Annotated in this window: 18 protein-coding genes; 9 read left to right on the forward strand and 9 right to left on the reverse strand. The window is 71.2% G+C overall.

The features are described 5' to 3' along the window. Positions 1-44 precede the first annotated feature (44 nt). From sigK to L6E10_RS02145, 6 genes are all read left to right on the forward strand, one after another. A complete protein-coding gene (sigK, locus tag L6E10_RS02120; protein WP_236216217.1) occupies positions 45-656 on the forward strand; it encodes an ECF RNA polymerase sigma factor SigK in 612 nt (203 codons plus the stop codon). Further along, positions 653-1,384, forward strand: a complete 732-nt coding sequence (locus L6E10_RS02125; protein WP_236216219.1) for an anti-sigma factor domain-containing protein — start codon at positions 653-655, stop codon at positions 1,382-1,384. The genes sigK and L6E10_RS02125 overlap by 4 nt, the downstream gene beginning before the upstream one ends. A gap of 44 nt (positions 1,385-1,428) precedes the next feature. Then, positions 1,429-1,779 (forward strand): VOC family protein, encoded by a 351-nt coding sequence (locus L6E10_RS02130; RefSeq protein WP_236216221.1) that lies wholly within the window; start codon positions 1,429-1,431, stop codon positions 1,777-1,779. 79 nt (positions 1,780-1,858) lie between these two features. Beyond that, complete coding sequence (locus tag L6E10_RS02135) at positions 1,859-2,863, forward strand: acyl-CoA desaturase (RefSeq protein ID WP_236216224.1); 1,005 nt, start codon at positions 1,859-1,861, stop codon at positions 2,861-2,863. 50 nt (positions 2,864-2,913) lie between these two features. Continuing rightward, entirely contained in the window at positions 2,914-4,761 is a 1,848-nt protein-coding gene (locus L6E10_RS02140) for a hypothetical protein (RefSeq protein WP_236216226.1), read from the forward strand. A 51-nt stretch (positions 4,762-4,812) separates the two neighbouring features. Further along, positions 4,813-5,514 carry a 3-oxoacyl-ACP reductase family protein gene (locus L6E10_RS02145; RefSeq protein ID WP_236216227.1) on the forward strand — a complete coding sequence of 234 codons (702 nt, stop codon included), beginning with the start codon at positions 4,813-4,815 and terminating at the stop codon, positions 5,512-5,514. Positions 5,515-5,517: 3 nt separating this feature from the next. Here L6E10_RS02145 and L6E10_RS02150 read toward each other — a convergent pair whose 3' ends face one another. The 9 genes from L6E10_RS02150 to L6E10_RS02190 all read right to left on the reverse strand — a co-directional run bounded on the left by L6E10_RS02150 (position 5,518) and on the right by L6E10_RS02190 (position 13,547). Further along, on the reverse strand, positions 5,518-6,714 hold the full coding sequence (locus L6E10_RS02150; RefSeq protein ID WP_236216229.1) for a cytochrome P450: 1,197 nt from the start codon (positions 6,712-6,714) through the stop codon (positions 5,518-5,520). A gap of 13 nt (positions 6,715-6,727) precedes the next feature. After that, positions 6,728-7,510 carry an ABC transporter permease gene (locus tag L6E10_RS02155; RefSeq protein WP_236216231.1) on the reverse strand — a complete coding sequence of 261 codons (783 nt, stop codon included), beginning with the start codon at positions 7,508-7,510 and terminating at the stop codon, positions 6,728-6,730. Continuing rightward, positions 7,507-8,442, reverse strand: coding sequence for an ATP-binding cassette domain-containing protein (locus tag L6E10_RS02160; protein WP_236216233.1), 936 nt, complete (start codon positions 8,440-8,442; stop codon positions 7,507-7,509). The genes L6E10_RS02155 and L6E10_RS02160 overlap by 4 nt, the downstream gene beginning before the upstream one ends. Positions 8,443-8,452: 10 nt before the next feature. Beyond that, on the reverse strand, positions 8,453-9,295 hold the full coding sequence (locus tag L6E10_RS02165) for a DUF4097 family beta strand repeat-containing protein (protein ID WP_236216235.1): 843 nt from the start codon (positions 9,293-9,295) through the stop codon (positions 8,453-8,455). A 68-nt stretch (positions 9,296-9,363) separates the two neighbouring features. After that, entirely contained in the window at positions 9,364-9,885 is a 522-nt protein-coding gene (locus L6E10_RS02170; protein WP_236216237.1) for a ribbon-helix-helix protein, CopG family, read from the reverse strand. A gap of 99 nt (positions 9,886-9,984) precedes the next feature. After that, positions 9,985-10,770: a TIGR02452 family protein gene (locus L6E10_RS02175; protein ID WP_236216239.1), complete on the reverse strand. Its 786-nt coding sequence runs from the start codon at positions 10,768-10,770 to the stop codon at positions 9,985-9,987. Between the two features lie 44 nt (positions 10,771-10,814). Further along, positions 10,815-11,801, reverse strand: coding sequence for a hypothetical protein (locus L6E10_RS02180; RefSeq protein ID WP_236216241.1), 987 nt, complete (start codon positions 11,799-11,801; stop codon positions 10,815-10,817). A 52-nt stretch (positions 11,802-11,853) separates the two neighbouring features. Then, positions 11,854-12,279 carry a universal stress protein gene (locus L6E10_RS02185; RefSeq protein WP_236216243.1) on the reverse strand — a complete coding sequence of 142 codons (426 nt, stop codon included), beginning with the start codon at positions 12,277-12,279 and terminating at the stop codon, positions 11,854-11,856. Positions 12,280-12,281: 2 nt separating this feature from the next. Beyond that, entirely contained in the window at positions 12,282-13,547 is a 1,266-nt protein-coding gene (locus L6E10_RS02190) for an SLC13 family permease (protein ID WP_236216245.1), read from the reverse strand. A gap of 138 nt (positions 13,548-13,685) precedes the next feature. Between L6E10_RS02190 and L6E10_RS02195 the strand changes: the two genes are divergently transcribed. The 3 genes from L6E10_RS02195 to L6E10_RS40650 all read left to right on the forward strand — a co-directional run bounded on the left by L6E10_RS02195 (position 13,686) and on the right by L6E10_RS40650 (position 16,588). Continuing rightward, positions 13,686-14,516 carry a DUF4082 domain-containing protein gene (locus tag L6E10_RS02195; protein WP_236216247.1) on the forward strand — a complete coding sequence of 277 codons (831 nt, stop codon included), beginning with the start codon at positions 13,686-13,688 and terminating at the stop codon, positions 14,514-14,516. Between the two features lie 183 nt (positions 14,517-14,699). Then, a complete protein-coding gene (locus tag L6E10_RS02200) occupies positions 14,700-15,491 on the forward strand; it encodes a bifunctional 2-polyprenyl-6-hydroxyphenol methylase/3-demethylubiquinol 3-O-methyltransferase UbiG (RefSeq protein ID WP_236216249.1) in 792 nt (263 codons plus the stop codon). Between the two features lie 38 nt (positions 15,492-15,529). Then, a complete protein-coding gene (locus L6E10_RS40650) occupies positions 15,530-16,588 on the forward strand; it encodes a sensor histidine kinase (protein WP_236216251.1) in 1,059 nt (352 codons plus the stop codon).

Below are 16,588 nucleotides of genomic sequence, written 5' to 3' on the forward strand. Positions count from 1 at the left end.
CCGGCTGCGAACACCAGGGGACAACGCTGAGGAGAGGACTCGGGATGCCGAAGCGTGAGCAGTCGCTGCAGACCCTGCAAAGCACCCCCCGTGACGTCGGGCGCCCGGCCGATCCGACGGCGGACGACCTGCTCGCCCTGGTCGCGCGGGGTGACGAGGCGGCGTTCGAGCGGCTGTACGACCTGCTGTCCGGCTCGGTGTTCGGGCTGATCAGACGCGTCGTGCGCGACCAGGCGCAGTCGGAGGAGGTGTTCCAGGAGGTGATGCTCGAGGTGTGGCGGACGGCGACGAGGTTCGACCCCGAGCGCGGCAGCGCCAACACCTGGGTCCTCACCCTGACGCACCGCAGAGCCGTCGACCGGGTCCGCTCCGCCCAGGCCGCCACGCACCGCGAGGACCGCGCGGCCCGCCTCGACCCGGCCAGGCCGTTCGACGAGGTGAGCGAGCAGGTCAACGGCCGGCTCGAGCAACGGCAGGTGCGCCGGTGCCTGAGCTTCCTGACCGAACTGCAGCGCGAGTCCGTGCTGCTGTCCTACTACCAGGGCTACTCGTACCCGGAAGTCGCGAGCCTGCTGGGCATCCCGCTCGGCACGGTCAAGACGCGGATGCGCGACGGCCTGATCCGACTGCGGGACTGCATGGGGGTGACCGGATGAGGACCACATCCGCGGATCTGCACACGCTCACCGGCGCCTACGCCGTCAACGCGTTGTCGGAGTTCGAGAGGACCGCGTTCGAGACCCACCTGCCCGGCTGCGAGAGCTGTGCGGTCGAAGTCGCCGAGCTCACCGCCACGGCCGCACGTCTCGGCGCGGCGGTCGACTCCCCGCCGCCCGCTCACCTGCGTGCCCGCGTGCTCGCGGCGGCGGCGGAGACGCGGCAGATTCCCCCCGAGACGGCCAGAACCGCGGTTCGCGCCCCGCGCACCGGCTTCAGGCGGTGGGCCGGTGGGCTGGCCGCGGCCGCCTGCCTGGTGGCGGCGGCGTTCGTCACGGTGCAGGTCACCGACTCCGCCGACGAACGCCGGCTGGCGCAGCTCTCCAGCGAGTACAGCCGCTTCTCGGACCTGCTGTCCACTCCGGACGCCAAGCTGATCAGCGGCACCGCGCCGAACGGGGCGACGGGCACCGCGGTCGTGTCGGCGAGCCGCGACGAGGCGCTGTTCCTCGCCAGGGACCTGCCCGCCGCGCCCGGCGGGCACACCTACCAGCTGTGGCTGATCGGCGACGACGGGCCGCGTTCGGCCGGCCTGCTGGCGGCCGGGTCGTCGCCCGTCGTGGTCACCGGGCTGACCGGTGCGCGGGAGGTCGCGCTCACGGTCGAGCCGGACGGCGGTTCGCCGGGTCCGACCACGCCCCCGGTGATGGCGATGGCACTGGCGTAGGACGAGGGCGGAGGGTGTCCGCATGCCGTGCCGGCATTCCGCGCATGATCGGACGTTGGCACGGCTTGGTGGCCGACTGCCCCGGCCCGCGGGCGCTCGCGGGCTTCTGCGAGGAGTTGCTCGGCATGGTCCGGGTGCAGGACGACGGTGATTTCGTCGTCATCGGCGACGCCCCCGACCGGCCGGGCGTGGCTTTCGCGAGGGTCGAGGCGTGGGTGCCTCCGAGGTGGCCGGAGGAAACGGCGCGGATGCACTTCGACGTGAGGGCCGCCGACCGGGAGGCCGCGGGCCGGCAGGTGCGGGAACCGGGTGCGCGCAGGCTCCCGGGCGGCGGCGAGTCCTTCGACGTCCACGCCGATCCCGCCGGGCACCCGTTCTGCCCGGTCCCGTGGTGAGGCCAGGCGTCATCGGCCGTGCACGACTTCTTCGTCACCGTGTGGCATCTTCTTCGTCGTAGTGGGGCATCCTGGGCGAATGGTGCCCCGGCAGGCGAGCGACTTCGCCCAGTTGTCCGCCTTGGTGAAACAGGCAGGACTGCTCGAACGACGACGCGGCTACTACTACGCGCGGATCGGCGTGAACCTCGTCCTGTACGCGGCGGCCTGGGTGGCGTTCGCGCTGCTGGGCGACTCCTGGTGGCAGCTCGCGGTGGCGGTCGTGCTGGGGGTGATGAGCACGCAGCTCGCGTTCATCGGCCACGACGCCGGGCACAAGCAGATCTTCGCCTCCCGGAAGTGGAACGAGATCGCCGGCTACGTCCACAGCGGACTGGTCGGGGTCAGCTACGACTGGTGGGTCTCGAAGCACAACCGGCACCACGCCAACCCCAACCACGAGGACGAGGACCCGGACGTCGACATCTCGGTGCTCGCGTTCACGCAGCGGCAGGGTCTCGCCAAGCGCGGGCCGTTGCGGTGGATCGCCTCGCGCCAGGCGGTGTTGTTCTTCCCGTTGCTGTTGCTGGAGGGCTTCGCGCTGCACTGGCACTCGATCCGGCACTCCGGGCGCGAGCGACCGCTGATGATCGCGAACGTCGTGGTGTACCTGGTGGTCGTGTTCTGGGTGCTCTCCCCGGTGTACGCCATCTCGTTCGTCCTCGTGCACCAGGCAGTGTGGGGCTTCTACATGGGGTGTTCCTTCGCGCCCAACCACAAGGGGATGCCGGTGCTCTCGGCGGGGCACTCGCTCGACTTCCTGCGCAAGCAGGTGCTCACCTCGCGCAACATCCGCGGCGGCTGGTTCGTCGACGTGCTGCTCGGCGGGCTCAACTACCAGATCGAGCACCACCTGTTCCCGAGCATGCCCCGCCCGCACCTCAGGCACGCCCAGCCGATCGTCAGCGAGTTCTGCCGGCAGCGCGGCATCTCCTACGCGCAGTGCGGCCTGTTCCGCTCGTACGGGTACGTGCTGGAGCACCTGCGCGAGGTCGGGGCGTCGTTGTCCGAAAACGGACAAAGGCCGGCCGAAAGGCTCGCCTGACCCGCACGCCGCTGGTTTCCTCGGTTCGAGACCGAACTGGGGGTTCTACCATGCGAAAGCACCTGTTTGGCGTGCTCACGGCCGGTGTGGCACTGACTCTGGTGGCCGCGGGGCAGTCCGCGGCCGAGCCCGTGCCGCGCAGCAGCCAGCCCGAGCCGATGCTCGCCTTCCTGCCCGCCGAGGCCCAGGTCGACTGGGCCGCGGTCCACCGCGACCGGGAGGCGCGCAAGCAGTCGCGCCTGGCCGCGAAGAGCGCCGGCCAGCCGTTGACCTACATCGAGGAGGAGACCGGTCAGGGCGCCAACGACGCACCGGACCGGGCCGAGCACGTGGCCGGGTTCGGGACCGGCCGGGGCAAGAACGCGAAGCTCAGGCTCACCGGCGACCTGGCCGGTGATCCCACGCTCCCCGTCGTGCCGCCGTCCCCCGAGACCGACGACGCCGTTCCGCTCGCCGGCAGCCTCGGCACGCCCGCGCGGACCAGCGGAATGATCGGCGACGGCCCGTACGGCAGCGCGGGCGACGGCACCGGCGACCACGACTTCTACAAGGTCACCGGCGGCGCGGACGGCGCGGTGCTCACCGTCGAGACGGACACCCCGGCGGGCTCCCTGGACACGCTGCTCGCCGCGTTCGACGCGCAGGGGCGGCTGCTGGCCGAGCACGACAACCTCGCGGGCACCACGGACAGCAGGCTGCAGCTCCCGGTGGGAGCGGGGCAGGACGTGTACGTGATGGTCGCCGCGGCCGGTCCCGGCGGGATCCCGGCCGACCCGCTCACGCCGGGCACCGGCAAGCGCGTCCTCACCGAAGGCGCGTACGACCTGACGATCACGAACGGCACGCAGCGCCAGGACAGGGACTTCTTCTCCGTCGACCTCAGGGCCGGCGACGTGCTCGGCGCGTCGGCGGCGGGCAGGGCCACCAGGGTCGTCGTCCACGACCCCGCCGGACGCGAGGTCTTCGGTTCGTCGCAGGACTTCAGCTTCCTGTACGCCGAGAACTCCCCGCTGCCCGCCGGTGGCAACGCCGTCGCGGACTTCGTGGCGCCGAGGGACGGCCGCTACACCGTCGGCGCCGAGAACGGCACCGGGCGCTACGACGTCACGGTCGAGGCGTACCGGCCCGGCTCCGAACTCAACCAGCGCCCCGAGGTGCTGACGCTCTTCCTCGACTTCGACGGCGCCCGCGTCAACACCCGCGTCTTCGGCGTCACCCCGTCCGGCAACCGCGACCTCTCGCCGCTGAGGAAGTTCCTGCCGGGCTGGGGCCTCACCGGCGCCGACGAGAACGCGGTGATCGACGGCGTGGTCGCCACCGTGCGGGAGAACGTCGAGAAGGACCTGGCCGCGAAGGGCACCAACCGGCGGTTCGCCGTGCGCGTGCTGAACAGCCGCGACCACGCCGACCCGTGGGGTCAGCCGAACGTCAGCCGGATCGTCGTCGGCGGCTCGATCGCCGAGTCCGGCATCCAGACCGTCGGCATCGCGCAGTCGATCGACGCGGGCAACTTCGGCGAGGAGGAGACCTCGCTGGTGCTGCTCGACATCCTCAGCGCTCCGGCCGCGCAGTCGCGCACCTCGTTGAACGGCTACATCACGCCCGCCAGCGACAAGATCGCGTTCATCGGCAGGGCGATCGGCAACATCACCGCGCACGAGGCCGGGCACATGTCGGGCAGCTGGCACCAGGACCAGTTCAACGAGCTCGACAGCCTCATGGACCAGGGCGGCAACCCGAAGGGCATGTTCGGCGTCGGGCCGGACGGCGTCGGCGGCACCGCGGACGACGTCGACGTCGACTTCCACGAGGACGTCCTCAACCCCGGCGAGGGCTTCACCGGGATCGAGGACTCCCTCAACCGCACCGCGTGGGCCTACGTGCGGGGCACCAGCTGACGGTCCGATTCCCGCCAGAACCCCGGCCGCTGTTCCGCCAGGGTGGACGGCATGGGATCACTTGCAGGAAAAGCGGCTCTCGTCACGGGCGGGAGCCGCGGCATCGGGGCCGCGGTCGCCGAGAAGCTCACCGCTCTCGGCGCCCGCGTCGCCGTCACGTACCAGAACACCAAGCCCGACAACGGTTTCTCGATCCGGGCCGACAGCGCCGACCCGGACGCCGTGGTGGCCGCCGTCGAGGAGACGGCTGTCCACTTCGGACGCCTCGACGTGCTCGTCAACAACGCCGGCGTGTTCCGGGTCGGGCCGCTGGACGAGCTCGGCCGTGACGAGTTCGACCACACGATGGCCGTGAACGTCCGCGCGCCGTTCCTCGCCGCGCGCGCGGCGGCGAAGCACATGCGTGAGGGTGGCCGGATCATCAGCATCGGCAGCAACGTCGCCGTGCACGCGCCGTTCCCCGGCTTCGCGTTGTACTCCGCGAGCAAAACGGCGCTGATCGGGATGACGAAGGGACTTGCTCGCGACCTGGGTCCGTCGGGCATCACGGTGAACGTCGTGAACCCGGGTCCCACCGACACGGACATGAACCCCGCGGACGGGCCGATGTCGGACGCGATTCGCGGGCTGACCGCGCTGGGACGCTACGGAACACCTTCGGAGATCGCGGAGGTGGTGGCGGCGCTGGCAGGGGAGGCCGGTGCGTACGTCACCGGTGCCAGCATCAACGCCGACGGTGGTTTCACCGTCTGACGGCTACGCCCAGGTGACCGGCAGGGCGTGCACGCCGTAGATGTTCATGTCGGTCCTCAGCTTCACCTCGCTGGGCTCGACGGCGAGCTCCAGCGAGGGGAAGCGGCGCAGCAGCCCCTCGAACCCGGCGCGCATCTCGATGCGGGCCAGCTGCTGGCCGAGGCACTGGTGGACGCCGTGGCCGAACGCCAGGTGCCCGCGGGCGTTGCGGTGCACGTCGAGCGTGTCCGGGTTCTCGTAGCGCGCCGGGTCGTGGTCCCCCGCCAGCAGCGACAGCACGACCGTCGAGCCCTTCCGGATGGTCTCGCCGAAGAACTCGACGTCCTCCGCCGCGTAGCGGAAGAAGACATCGGCGACCGTGAGGTAGCGCAGCAGTTCCTCGACGGCGTCGGGGATCAGCTCCGGTGCCGACCGCAGCGCTTCCTTCTGCTCCGGGTGTTCCAGCAGCGCGAAGGTGCCCAGCGCCAGCATGTTCGCGGTCGTCTCGTGCCCGGCGAGCAGCAGCAGGAACGCCATGCCGGTCAGTTCCTGGATGCTGAGGTCCTCGTCGCGGGCCAGGTCGGACAGCAGGTCGTCGCCGGGTTCGGCCCGCTTGGCCGTGACGAGCTCGGACAGGTACGTGCTCAGCGCCACGTACACGGCGATCTTGTCCTGGAGGTCGATGTCCCGTTCCATGAACCGCGACGAGTTGTGCTGGAACGACTCGCGGTCCGCGTACGGGACGCCGAGGATCTCGCAGATCACCAGTGACGGCACGGGAAGCGCGAACTCCCGCACCAGGTCGACCGGCGGGGTGAGCTCCGCCAGCGCGTCCAGCTGCCGTTCGGTGATCTCGACGATGCCCTCCTCGAGGGCCTTCATCCGCTTGACCGTGAACGCTCCGGTGAGCTTGCGGCGCAACCGGGTGTGGTCCGGCGGGTCCATGCTGATGAACAGGCCCGGCTCCTGCGGCGACGGCTCGGTCTGCTCGGGCATGCCGGGCGTCGGGTACGGGACGTGCAGGACGCCGAGGTCCTGCCGCGAGCTGAACCTGAGGTCCGCCAGCGCCTGCCGGACCGCGTCGTAGCCGGTGACGAGCCAGCCCTCGTGGCCGTCGGGGAAGAGCATCGGGCTGACCGGTCGCGTGGACCGCAGCGAGGTGATCTGGCTGGGAGGGTCGAACGGGGTGACGTCCCGTTCCATGGGCAGGCCGTGCAACATGTGACGATCTCCTTCAGCGGGTGGATTCGCGGTTGAAGAGCTTCTTGGACCAGAGGTAGCCGCCGACCCCGATGACGAGGCACCAGGCGGAGGCGATGTAGCCGCTGTTGCCGATCGGCGTGCCCATGAGCAGTCCGCGCAGGGCGTCGATGAACGGGGTGAACGGCTGGTACTCGGCGAACCAGCGCAGCACGGCCGGCATCGAGTCGGTGGGCACGAAACCGTTGCCGAAGAACGGGAGCAGGATCAGCGGCAGGCCGACGTTGCTCGACGACTCGACGGACCCGCTGGCGAGACCGAGCGCGGCGGAGAGCCAGATCATCGCGAACGACATGGCGACCAGCAGGCCGGCCAGCGCGAGCCAGCCCAGTGCGCTCGCCTGCGGGCGGAACCCGATCGCCAGCGCGACACCGAAGACGACCGTCATCGCGAGGACCGTCTGGACCAGGCTGCCGATCACGTGTCCTGTCAGGACGGACACCCGTGCGATCGCCATGGTGCGGAAGCGGTCCACGATGCCCTCGGTCATGTCCATCGCGATCGAGATGCTCGTGCCCTGCACCGCGGCGGTGATCGACATCAGGACGATCGTCGGCGTCACGTAGTTCAGGTACTCGGCACGGCCGCCGGACGGACCGCCGAGACCGGCGCCGAGCGTGCCGCCGAACACGTAGACGAACAGCAGCAGGAAGACGACCGGCATGATCAGGAGCTGGAACGTCAGGGACGGGTAGCGGATCATCCGCTTGAGGTTGCGGCGCACCATCGTCGCCGAGTCGGTCAGTGCGTGCGTCATGAACGGGCCACCTTTTCCGGCTTGCCGGTGAGGGCGAGGAAGACGTCGTCGAGGTCGGGCGTGTGGGTGCTGAGCGACTCGACCGCGACGGCGTGCTCGTCGAGCCGGTCGAGCAGGGCCTTGAGGGAGCGGACGTCGCTGTCGCTGGGCACCCGCAGGGCGAGCGCGTCACCGTCGCGCGAGGCGTCGCGCACGACCCGCGTCGCGGCTTCCAGGTGCCGCAGTTCGCTGAACTGCAGCAGGACGTGACCGCCGGGGATGCGGCGCTTGAGCTCGTCCGCGGTGCCCTCGGCGACGATCCTGCCGTGGTCGAGCACCGCGATCCGGTCGGCGAGCTCGTCGGCCTCCTCCAGGTACTGCGTGGTGAGGAAGATCGTGACGCCGCTCGCCACCAGCCCGCGCACGATCTGCCACATGGTGCGGCGGCTGCGCGGGTCGAGGCCGGTGGTCGGCTCGTCCAGGAAGATCACCTGCGGCGACCCGACCAGCGTCATGGCGAGGTCGAGCCGGCGCCGCATGCCGCCGGAGTACGTGGAGGCCGGCTTGCCGGCCGCGTCCACGAGGTCGAACTCCGCCAGCAACTGCTCGACCGTGGCCCTGCCCTCCGCCTTGCCGAGGTGGTGCAGGTCGGCCATCAGCCGCAGGTTCTCGCGCCCCGTCATCAGGTTGTCGACGGCGGAGAACTGGCCGGTGACGCCGATGGCGGCGCGCACGGCGCCGGGATCACCCGTCACGTCGTGGCCCGCGACGGACGCGCTGCCGCCGTCCGCGCGGATCAACGTGGAGAGGATCTTGACCGTGGTGGTCTTGCCGGCGCCGTTCGCGCCGAGCAACGAGAACACGGTGCCGCGCTGGACGTTCAGGTCGACGCCCTTGAGAACTTCGTTGTCGCCGTAGGAACGGCGCAGACCGCTGGCCTTGATCGCGTACATGGGATTCCCCTCAGGCACGGCGGACGGAGATGTCGCCGAAGGACGTGTGGGCGGTGACCTTGACGGTCTCGGCACAGGAGCCGGGGCCGTCACTGCCCTCGAGCGAGTTGGAGACGCGGCCGAAGCTGGTCTTGGCGTCGATCCACGCGGCGGTGCCGTCGGCGATGCCGACCTCGATGCCGCCCATCGCGGTGTTCAGCGTGACGGTGTCGCGGACGACCTCGCCGACCTCGATGGCCCCCATCGCGGTGCGGGCCTCCACCAGGGCGCCGGCGCGTTCGACGTGGATGTCGCCGTTGGCCGACCGGGCCCGCAGCGCGCCCTCGACCGTGCCGACCTCGATGTGGCCGTTGGAGTTCTTCACGACCAGCGCCCCGTCGACCCTGCCGACGCGGAGGTGGCCGCTGCCGGTCTTGACCTCGGCGTTGCCGGTGACCGCGCCGACCTTGACCGCCCCGGCACCGGTGTCGGCCTTGAGCGAACCGGCGCGGTCGACGTGGATGTTGCCCGCGGACAGGTCGACCTCGGCCGCGCCGAGCACGCCGTTGGTGCGGACGCTGCCCGCCGTGACGTCGAGGTCCACCTTGGACCCGGTCGGCAGCTCGATCACGACGTCGACCGACCTGGTCTTCTTGGAGAAGTCGAACGTCCGCTTCGGCCCGCGCACCATGAGCGTGCCGTCGGCGAAGTCGACGCTGGTCTTCTGCGCGGTGTCGACGTCCGAGGTGTCGGACGGGTCGGAGGGCCGCACGTCGACGGCCGTCGTGGTGCGGTCCGTCGCGACGACCTGGACGTGGCCCGCGTAGATGTCGAGCAGCACCGAAATCGGTTCCGGCGTGTCGTAAGAAGGCATGGCTGTCCCCTCAGAAGGTGTGGGTGGAACATCCCCGCAGGTCGGGGCGAAGTGGTGAAGGGCTGGAGCTAGCGGACCCAGCCGACGAAGCGCTGCGCGCCGGTGATGCTCGACAGCGTTTCGGCGGTGGTGTCGCGCTTCGGGCTCAGCTGGGCCGACGCGGCGCGCACGAGCCACGCGTTGATCGAACGGCCCTCCTTGGCCGCCGCCTCGTCGATGGCGGCCTTGAGCGGTTCGGGCAGGCGGACGTTGATGCGCACCGTGGTGCCGTCGTCGAAGCCGGCCGCCACGTCCTCGGCGGGTGCCGCGGGGGCGGGCTCCGGCGCGACGGCGGCCTGCGGCTCGGGCTTCTGGCGCGTCACGACGAACTTCGGGTCACGACCCCGCAGCAGCACCTGCACCGAGTCCGGTGCCAGGTCCGCGGTGATCTCGTCGGCGGCGGCGGAGAGCGCTTCGAGCAGCGCCAGCCGGATCGCCGACTCCATCGTCACGGTCAGCCGCTCGACCAGCGCACTCGCTTCCCCGCCACCGGTTTCGACGGCGGTGAGCAGTTCGCGGCCGAGGGAGGCTACATACGGCGTCAGATCCATGGCATCACTATGGCACACCGTGGCACCACCAACAAGCAATTCTGGCTCAGATTGGCATCATTCTGGCTCAATGCAGGTCAGAGGTGGTGCCATCGTGGCTCAGGCGAACACCTCGGCGAACGCGGAGAACGTCGGCGCGCCCTTGTGGCGGTCCAGAACGGCGAAGACGACGTGCTCGAAGTAGCGGTTGTCGCGCAGCGCGAGGGCGAAGATCCGCGCGACGGTGGCGGGGTCGTTGCCGAAGACGCCGCACCCCCAAGCGCCCAGGACGAGCCTGCGGTGGCCGTGCGACGCCGCGACGTGCAGCACGCGGATGGCGCGCCCCAGCAACGCGAGCGGAACGCCGTCGGCCTTCTCCGGCTGGTTCTGCCGGATCGCCGCGAGGTTGGGCGCCGCGGCGGTGAGGAACGAGACCTCGTACGGCCGCGGCAACAACTCGCCCTCGTCGTCGCGGAACACCGGGACGCGCGGCGAGTAGATCACGCGATCGGTGTAGGTGAGGTCGGCGTGCGAGCGGTGGTGCTCGTAGAACTCACCGGCGGTGCGCAGGCTCAGGTAGAGCGCCGACGCACGGGCGATGCTCTCCTCCTGCGCCACCCTGCCGTTGAGGAAGCCGCCGCCGGGCTTGCGGGCGGAGGCGAAGTTCAGGGCGGCGACGTCGCCGCCGAGCCGGCGCGCGGCCTGCAGGGTGGACTCGCCGGTGACGTCGACCCGGACGCCCACCGTCTCGGAGGGCAGCGGCAGCACCTCGTCCGGCAGGTGCAGCCGGGTCCCGGAGACGGCGTGGGAGACGTCGACGGCGACCTCGCCCGCGCCGGTGGCGTAGGAGCCCCGTTCCGAGATCTCGACCGTGTCGTGGGCGATGGCGCGCAACCTGCTGCTCATGGTGCCCCCGAGTCTGACCGCCGCAGTCCGCCGCGCCAAGCGGGTTAAATGCGCCCGTAGACCTCGGCGACGGCACCGAACGCGGCCTTGGGCTCCCAGTGGCCGTCGTCGTGCACCTTCACGATGCCGGGGCTCGCCATGTCGAGGTCGCGCCCGGGGTCGTCCGGCCGGTGCGGGTAGTTGCCGAGCGCGAACATGTAGACGAACGCACCGTCCACGCCTTCGGCCTCGAAGATCTCCAGCACCTCGCGCAGGTAGGTGGCCTGCTCCTCCTCGTCACGCACGTACCCGTCCTTCACGCGAACCGGCAACCCGGCGTCGTCGTGCTCGACGATCTCCATGCTGCGCGGAGCCACGGCACCCGAGCCGCGCCAGGCCGCCGTGCCGAAGCCGGTGATCGCGACCGGTTTCCCCTGCGCCACCACGTTCCTGATGCTCTCGGCGTAGACGCCGGCGACCTCGGCGGAGCGGATCAGCTCGAACGACTTGATGTCGAACAGGTCCCAGTCGGGGTTCTCGAACGGGATGCAGGCGTAGGTGAGCCTCCCCCGGAAGTGCCGCCGCACCACGGCGACGGCTTCGGCGAGGAACGCGGAGAGCTTCTCCCCCGCCTCTCGCATCCGTTCGGGTCGCCCCAGCAGGTGACCCAGCCGCTGCCCGACGTCGTCGCCGGGCAGGAAGCCCGGGTTCATGATGCTGACCTCGACGCCGGTCACGAACACGACCTCCGCGCCCCGCTGCCGCACGCGCTCGGCCCTGCGCGCGCAGTCGGTGAACAGCTCCAGGACCTCGGCGGGCGTCAGCTCCAGCGGGTAGGGCGAGAACCAGATCTCCAGCCCGAGCCCGGCGGCGATCCCCGCAGCCCGCTCGAGCCGTTCCGGATCACCTCCGACCAGGTGGACGGCGTTGCAGTGCAGGTCGTCCCGGATGACGGTCAGGTCTCGCCTGACCACGTCGAGGTCGAACTCCTGGAGCGAAATCTCCCCGTGGCGCACGAAACCGGTGTCGTACGCAATGCCCTTGGCTCGCATGACGCGAGACTAGGCCAAAAAACTGCGTGCACGCAAGTTTGCGTGAAAGCAGTTATGCGGGCCAGACGAGGAGCACCGGACAGGGCGCGTGGTCGACGACGAACCGCGTCGCCGGGCCGAGGCTGCGCGGCCCGGCGTGGCTGACATCGCCGTCCCGGCACAGGACCAGCAGCGACGCGTTCCGAGCCGCCGCAACGACTTCGTGCTCTACCCGGCCGACCCGCGCCTCCTTCGCGCACGGGCGCCCGAGACGTTCCGCTGCCGCGTCGAGGAGTCGTGCGGCGTGATCGGCGGCCAAGTGGTCCAGGCGCGTACCGGGGTCGCGCGACGCGTGCCGGCCGAGCAGCCCGGCGAAGGCGGCGTGCGCCGCGCCGGCCACATCGCTGACGTGCAGCAGCAGGAACTCCCCCTGCTGAGCGCTCGCCGCGTCGACGCAGTCCTGCCAGGTGTCGTCGGCGATCCACACGACCACCGTCATGGTCATCCTCCGATCACGTGCAGGGACGCCCACAGTGCCACGACGGCGCCCACCAGGGTGGCGGGCACGGCGAGCAGGCCGAGCTTCGTGAACTCCGGCAGGTGCACCTCGGTGTCGTGGTCGTGCACGATCCGCCGCCACAGCAAGGTCGCGAGCGACCCGGCGTAGGTGAGGTTGGGGCCGAGGTTCACGCCCAGCAGCACCGCGAGAACCGCTCCAGGCCCCGCCGGCGCGACCAGCGGCAGGAGCACGAGCACCGCGGGCAGGTTGTTGATGACGTTCGCGAGCACGGCGGCGACCGCGGCGACCCCGAGCAGCGCCCACAGGTCGTGCCCGCCCGGGATGACGTTCCGGAGCAGGCCGTCGAGGCCGTTGTCGACCACGGCCCGCACCACGACCCCGAGGCCGATCACGAACGCGAGGAACGGCAACGACGCCGCCCGCACGAGCTTCCGCACCGTCGTGCGCTTCTTCACGAACGCCCGGACCGCCATCGCCAGCGCCCCCGCGCACGCCGCCCACGCCGGGTTGATCCCGGTGGCCGACGCGACCACGAACCCGGCGAGCGTCAGCGCCACCGCGGCCAGCGCGAAGACGGGCAGTTCCTGCGGAGGCGACGACCTGGGCGCGTGCACCGGCGCGTCGAGGTCGGTGCGGAAGAACCGCCGGAACACCAGGTACTCGGCCGCGATGGCCACGAGCCACGGCAACGCCATCAGCGCCGCGAACCGGGTGAAGCTCAGCCCGCTCGACGCGAACGCCAGCAGGTTCGTCAGGTTCGACACGGGCAGCAACAACGACGCGCTGTTGGACAGGTGCGTGCACGCGTAGACGTGCGGCTTCGGCCGGACGCCGAGCTGTGCCGCCGTCGCGAACACCACCGGTGTGAGCAGCACGACCGTCGCATCGAGACTCAGCACCGCCGTGGTCACCGAGGCCGTGACGAACACGCTGCCCAGCAACGTGCGCGGTCTGCCGCCGGACGCGCGCGCCATCCAGGTGCCGCAGGCGTGGAAGAGGCCCTCGTCGTCGCAGAGCTGCGCGAGGACGAGGATGGCGGCCAGGAACCCGATCACGGGTCCCAGCCGCACCGCCTCGTCCACGGCGTGCTCGACCGGCAGCGCCCCGACCACGACCACGAGCACCGCCGCAGGCACCGCGACCGCCGCCTCCGGCAGGCCCCACGGCCGCGCCACCGCGCAGACGAGCACGGCGACAAGCAACAAAACGGACAGCGCCAGCACGGGATCCTCCTGCGCCGGCGGCATTTCCGGCTTCTCGGCCGCCGCTGACCCTAGGCTGGGCAGACGTCCGGCTCCAGCCGGGTACGACCGTCAGCCGTACAGGCGCACGACCGATCGGAGGACCACCGTAACCGCGGCTCCACCGGGGACGATCTGCCGTACATGAGACGATCAGCCGCACTGCTGCTGGCACTTGTCCTGGCCTCCCCCGCTCCCGCCCTCGCGGCGGACGCCCCGGTGGCGATGATCCTCTCGCCGACCGCGGAGGCCTCGGTCCCGCTGAACCAGCCGCTGCTGGTGATCGGCGGCGCCGTCAACGGCGAGTCCGGCGGCATCACCGACGTCGGCTTCTCCACCGACAACGGCACGAACTGGACCACCGTCGACGCGACCGGCGAACGGTGGTCGGTCGTGCTGTGGCCGTCCGTCCCCGGCCCGCTGACGATCCACGCCCGCGCTCACACCGCCTCGACGACCGGCCCGGTCACCGCGTCCCGCACGATCCACGTCGGCGGCACCACGGTTCCCGCGCTCACCCACGAGACCTCGCTCGTCTTCCACGACACGCACAACCCGACCGTCGACGACCCCGACATCGAGGGCGTCGAGCTCGGCCTGCGCACGAGGGTCGACCGTCCCGGCGCGCTCACGGGCGTGTTCCTGCGCCGCGGCGCCTACACCGGCCCCGTGACCGCGCGCGTCTGGACCTCGAACGGCACGCTGCTGGCCGAGCAGGACGCTCCCGGCGCCACCTACAGCCAGCGGATCACCTTCACGACACCGGTTCCCGTGGCGCCGGGCACCGAGTACGTCGTCTCGTACTACACGCCGTCGGGCGGCTACAAGGTCACGGAGAACTACTTCGTGGGCAACCTGGCGCAGACGCCGTTCCACCTGCCGGTGAACGCGGGCGTGTACCGCTACGGCGGCGGCTTCCCCACCGACACGTGGGCCGCCGGCAACTACTGGGTGCAGCCGATCTTCCGCCCCTGACGCGGTTCGAAGCCCCTCGCAGCGGTTTCGCGCGTGAGCCGACGCCGCATACCGCTCACATAGCGGATCCGGTCGGGTGCCGACTCCGAAGGTGCCCGCGGGTACCGCGAGAGACTCAGCGAAGGCGGCCTTCAGAGCCTCTCCCCCGGATAGGGTCGAGGCGTACCGACCTGGGGGTTTTCCTTGCTGCGCAACGTACGCACGCTCGACGACGTGATGGAATTGCTGGACGGGTTGTTCGCGCCGGGAGCCGACCGCTGGACCGCCCGCGCGGGCGACTGGTGGGACGGCTTCTACGCGGACCGCTCGCGCGGGGTCCCGTTCTTCGCGGCCAAGCCGGACGAGAACCTGGCGGGCTACCTGGAACGCGGCCTGGTCACGCCGGGCCGGGCGCTGGACGTCGGCTGCGGGCCCGGCCGCAACGCGGTGTTCCTGGCGCGCCGCGGGTTCCAGGTCGATGCCGTGGACGTCTCGGCCACCGCCATCGCGTGGGCCGAGGAGCGGTCAGAAGGTCTCGGCATCCGGTACCGCCACGGTGACGCGTTCACGACCGAGGGCTCCTACGACCTGGTCTACGACTCCGGCTGCTTCCACCACCTGCCGCCGCACCGGCGCATCGGCTACCTCGCCCTGCTGGACCGCGTGCTGGTGCCCGGCGGCCACTTCGCGCTCACGTGCTTCACCGCCGAGGAGGGCACCACCACGCCGGACGCCGAGCTGTACCGGCAGGCGGGCCTGTCCGGTGGCGTCGGCTACGACCCGGACGACCTCCGGTGGGTCTTCCAGGACCTCGCCGAGGTCGAGCTCCGCCGGATGACGGAGGAGGCCCCGGACAGCGCTTTCTTCGGCAAGTCGTTCCTGTGGACGGGGCTGTTCCGGAAGCAGCGGGTGCAGCCACCGAACGCCGGTGTCCGGCAGGCGGAAAGGCCGGCCGTCGCCACCTGCGAAAGTAGGGACAATCCCCTGCTCCAGTAGGTGATCCGGAGCACAAAACCGGCAGTATCGTCACCGGCGTGACGCGGGCCCGGGATCTGGCGTTGGTGCTCCTCGTGGCAGCGCCGGGGGTCTGCCGCGAGTTCCTGGTGCCCGCGCCGTCCCGCCTGGTGGTCGCGTCGACGGCGTTCTACGTCGTGGTCCACCTGCTCGCGGCGGGCGCGCTGTGGTGGCGGCGGACGCGCCCGCGGGCGTCGGGTCTGGCAATCGCTTTCCTGACCCTGCTCACCCCCACCTTCGCGTCGTTCGCGTCCGCGTTCTCCGCCGCCCACGCGGCGCGGCACCGCTGGCTCGTGCCGGTCCACGTGCTGGCGTGGGTGGTGGGCGCCGGCGTGTGGACGGTGCCGGACGGGCTCGTCGGCCCCGGCGCGATCGTGATCGCCGGTCTGGCCGGCCTGTACCTGGGCGAGCGGCGCACGCTCCGGCAGATGCTCACCGAGCGGGAGTGCGAGCTGCGCGTCGAGCAGGCCCGCGCGGACGAACGCACCAGGCTCGCCGCCGAGATGCACGACGTCGTCACGCACCGGCTGAACCTGATGGTGCTGCACGCCGGGGCGTTGCGGATGGCGGCGAAGGACGACGGCGTGCGCCAGGCCGCCGAGGAGCTGCGCACCGCGGGCCGCCAGGCGCTGGCCGAACTGCGCGACCTCGTCGGCGTCCTGCGCTCCGGCCGCGCCCCGCGCATTCCGGACGTGCTGCCCGACCGCCTGTCCCGCCTCGTGGCCGACTCCGCCGCCACCGGCCTGGAGGTCACCCTGACCGAGCACGGTGACGCGGACACCATCTCCCCCGCCATGCGCCGCACCATGTACCGGGTGGTGCAGGAGTCGCTCACGAACGTGCACAAGCACGCCCCCGGCGCCCACACCGAGATCACGATCCACTGTGGACCGAGCAGCGTCCGCGCGGTCATCCGCAACGCCCGGCCGTCGGCTCCGGGCCCGGCGCTGCCCGGTTCCGGCGGCCTGCTCGGCCTGCGCGGCCGCGTGGAGATGGTCGGCGGCACCCTCACCGCGGGCCCGACCGACGACGGCGGTTTCGAGGTGGACGCCGTCCTGCCCGCGTTCGTGCCGACCTGA

The organism is Lentzea sp. CC55, from assembly GCF_021056325.1.
Classification (GTDB): Bacteria; Actinomycetota; Actinomycetes; order Mycobacteriales; family Pseudonocardiaceae; genus Lentzea; species Lentzea jiangxiensis.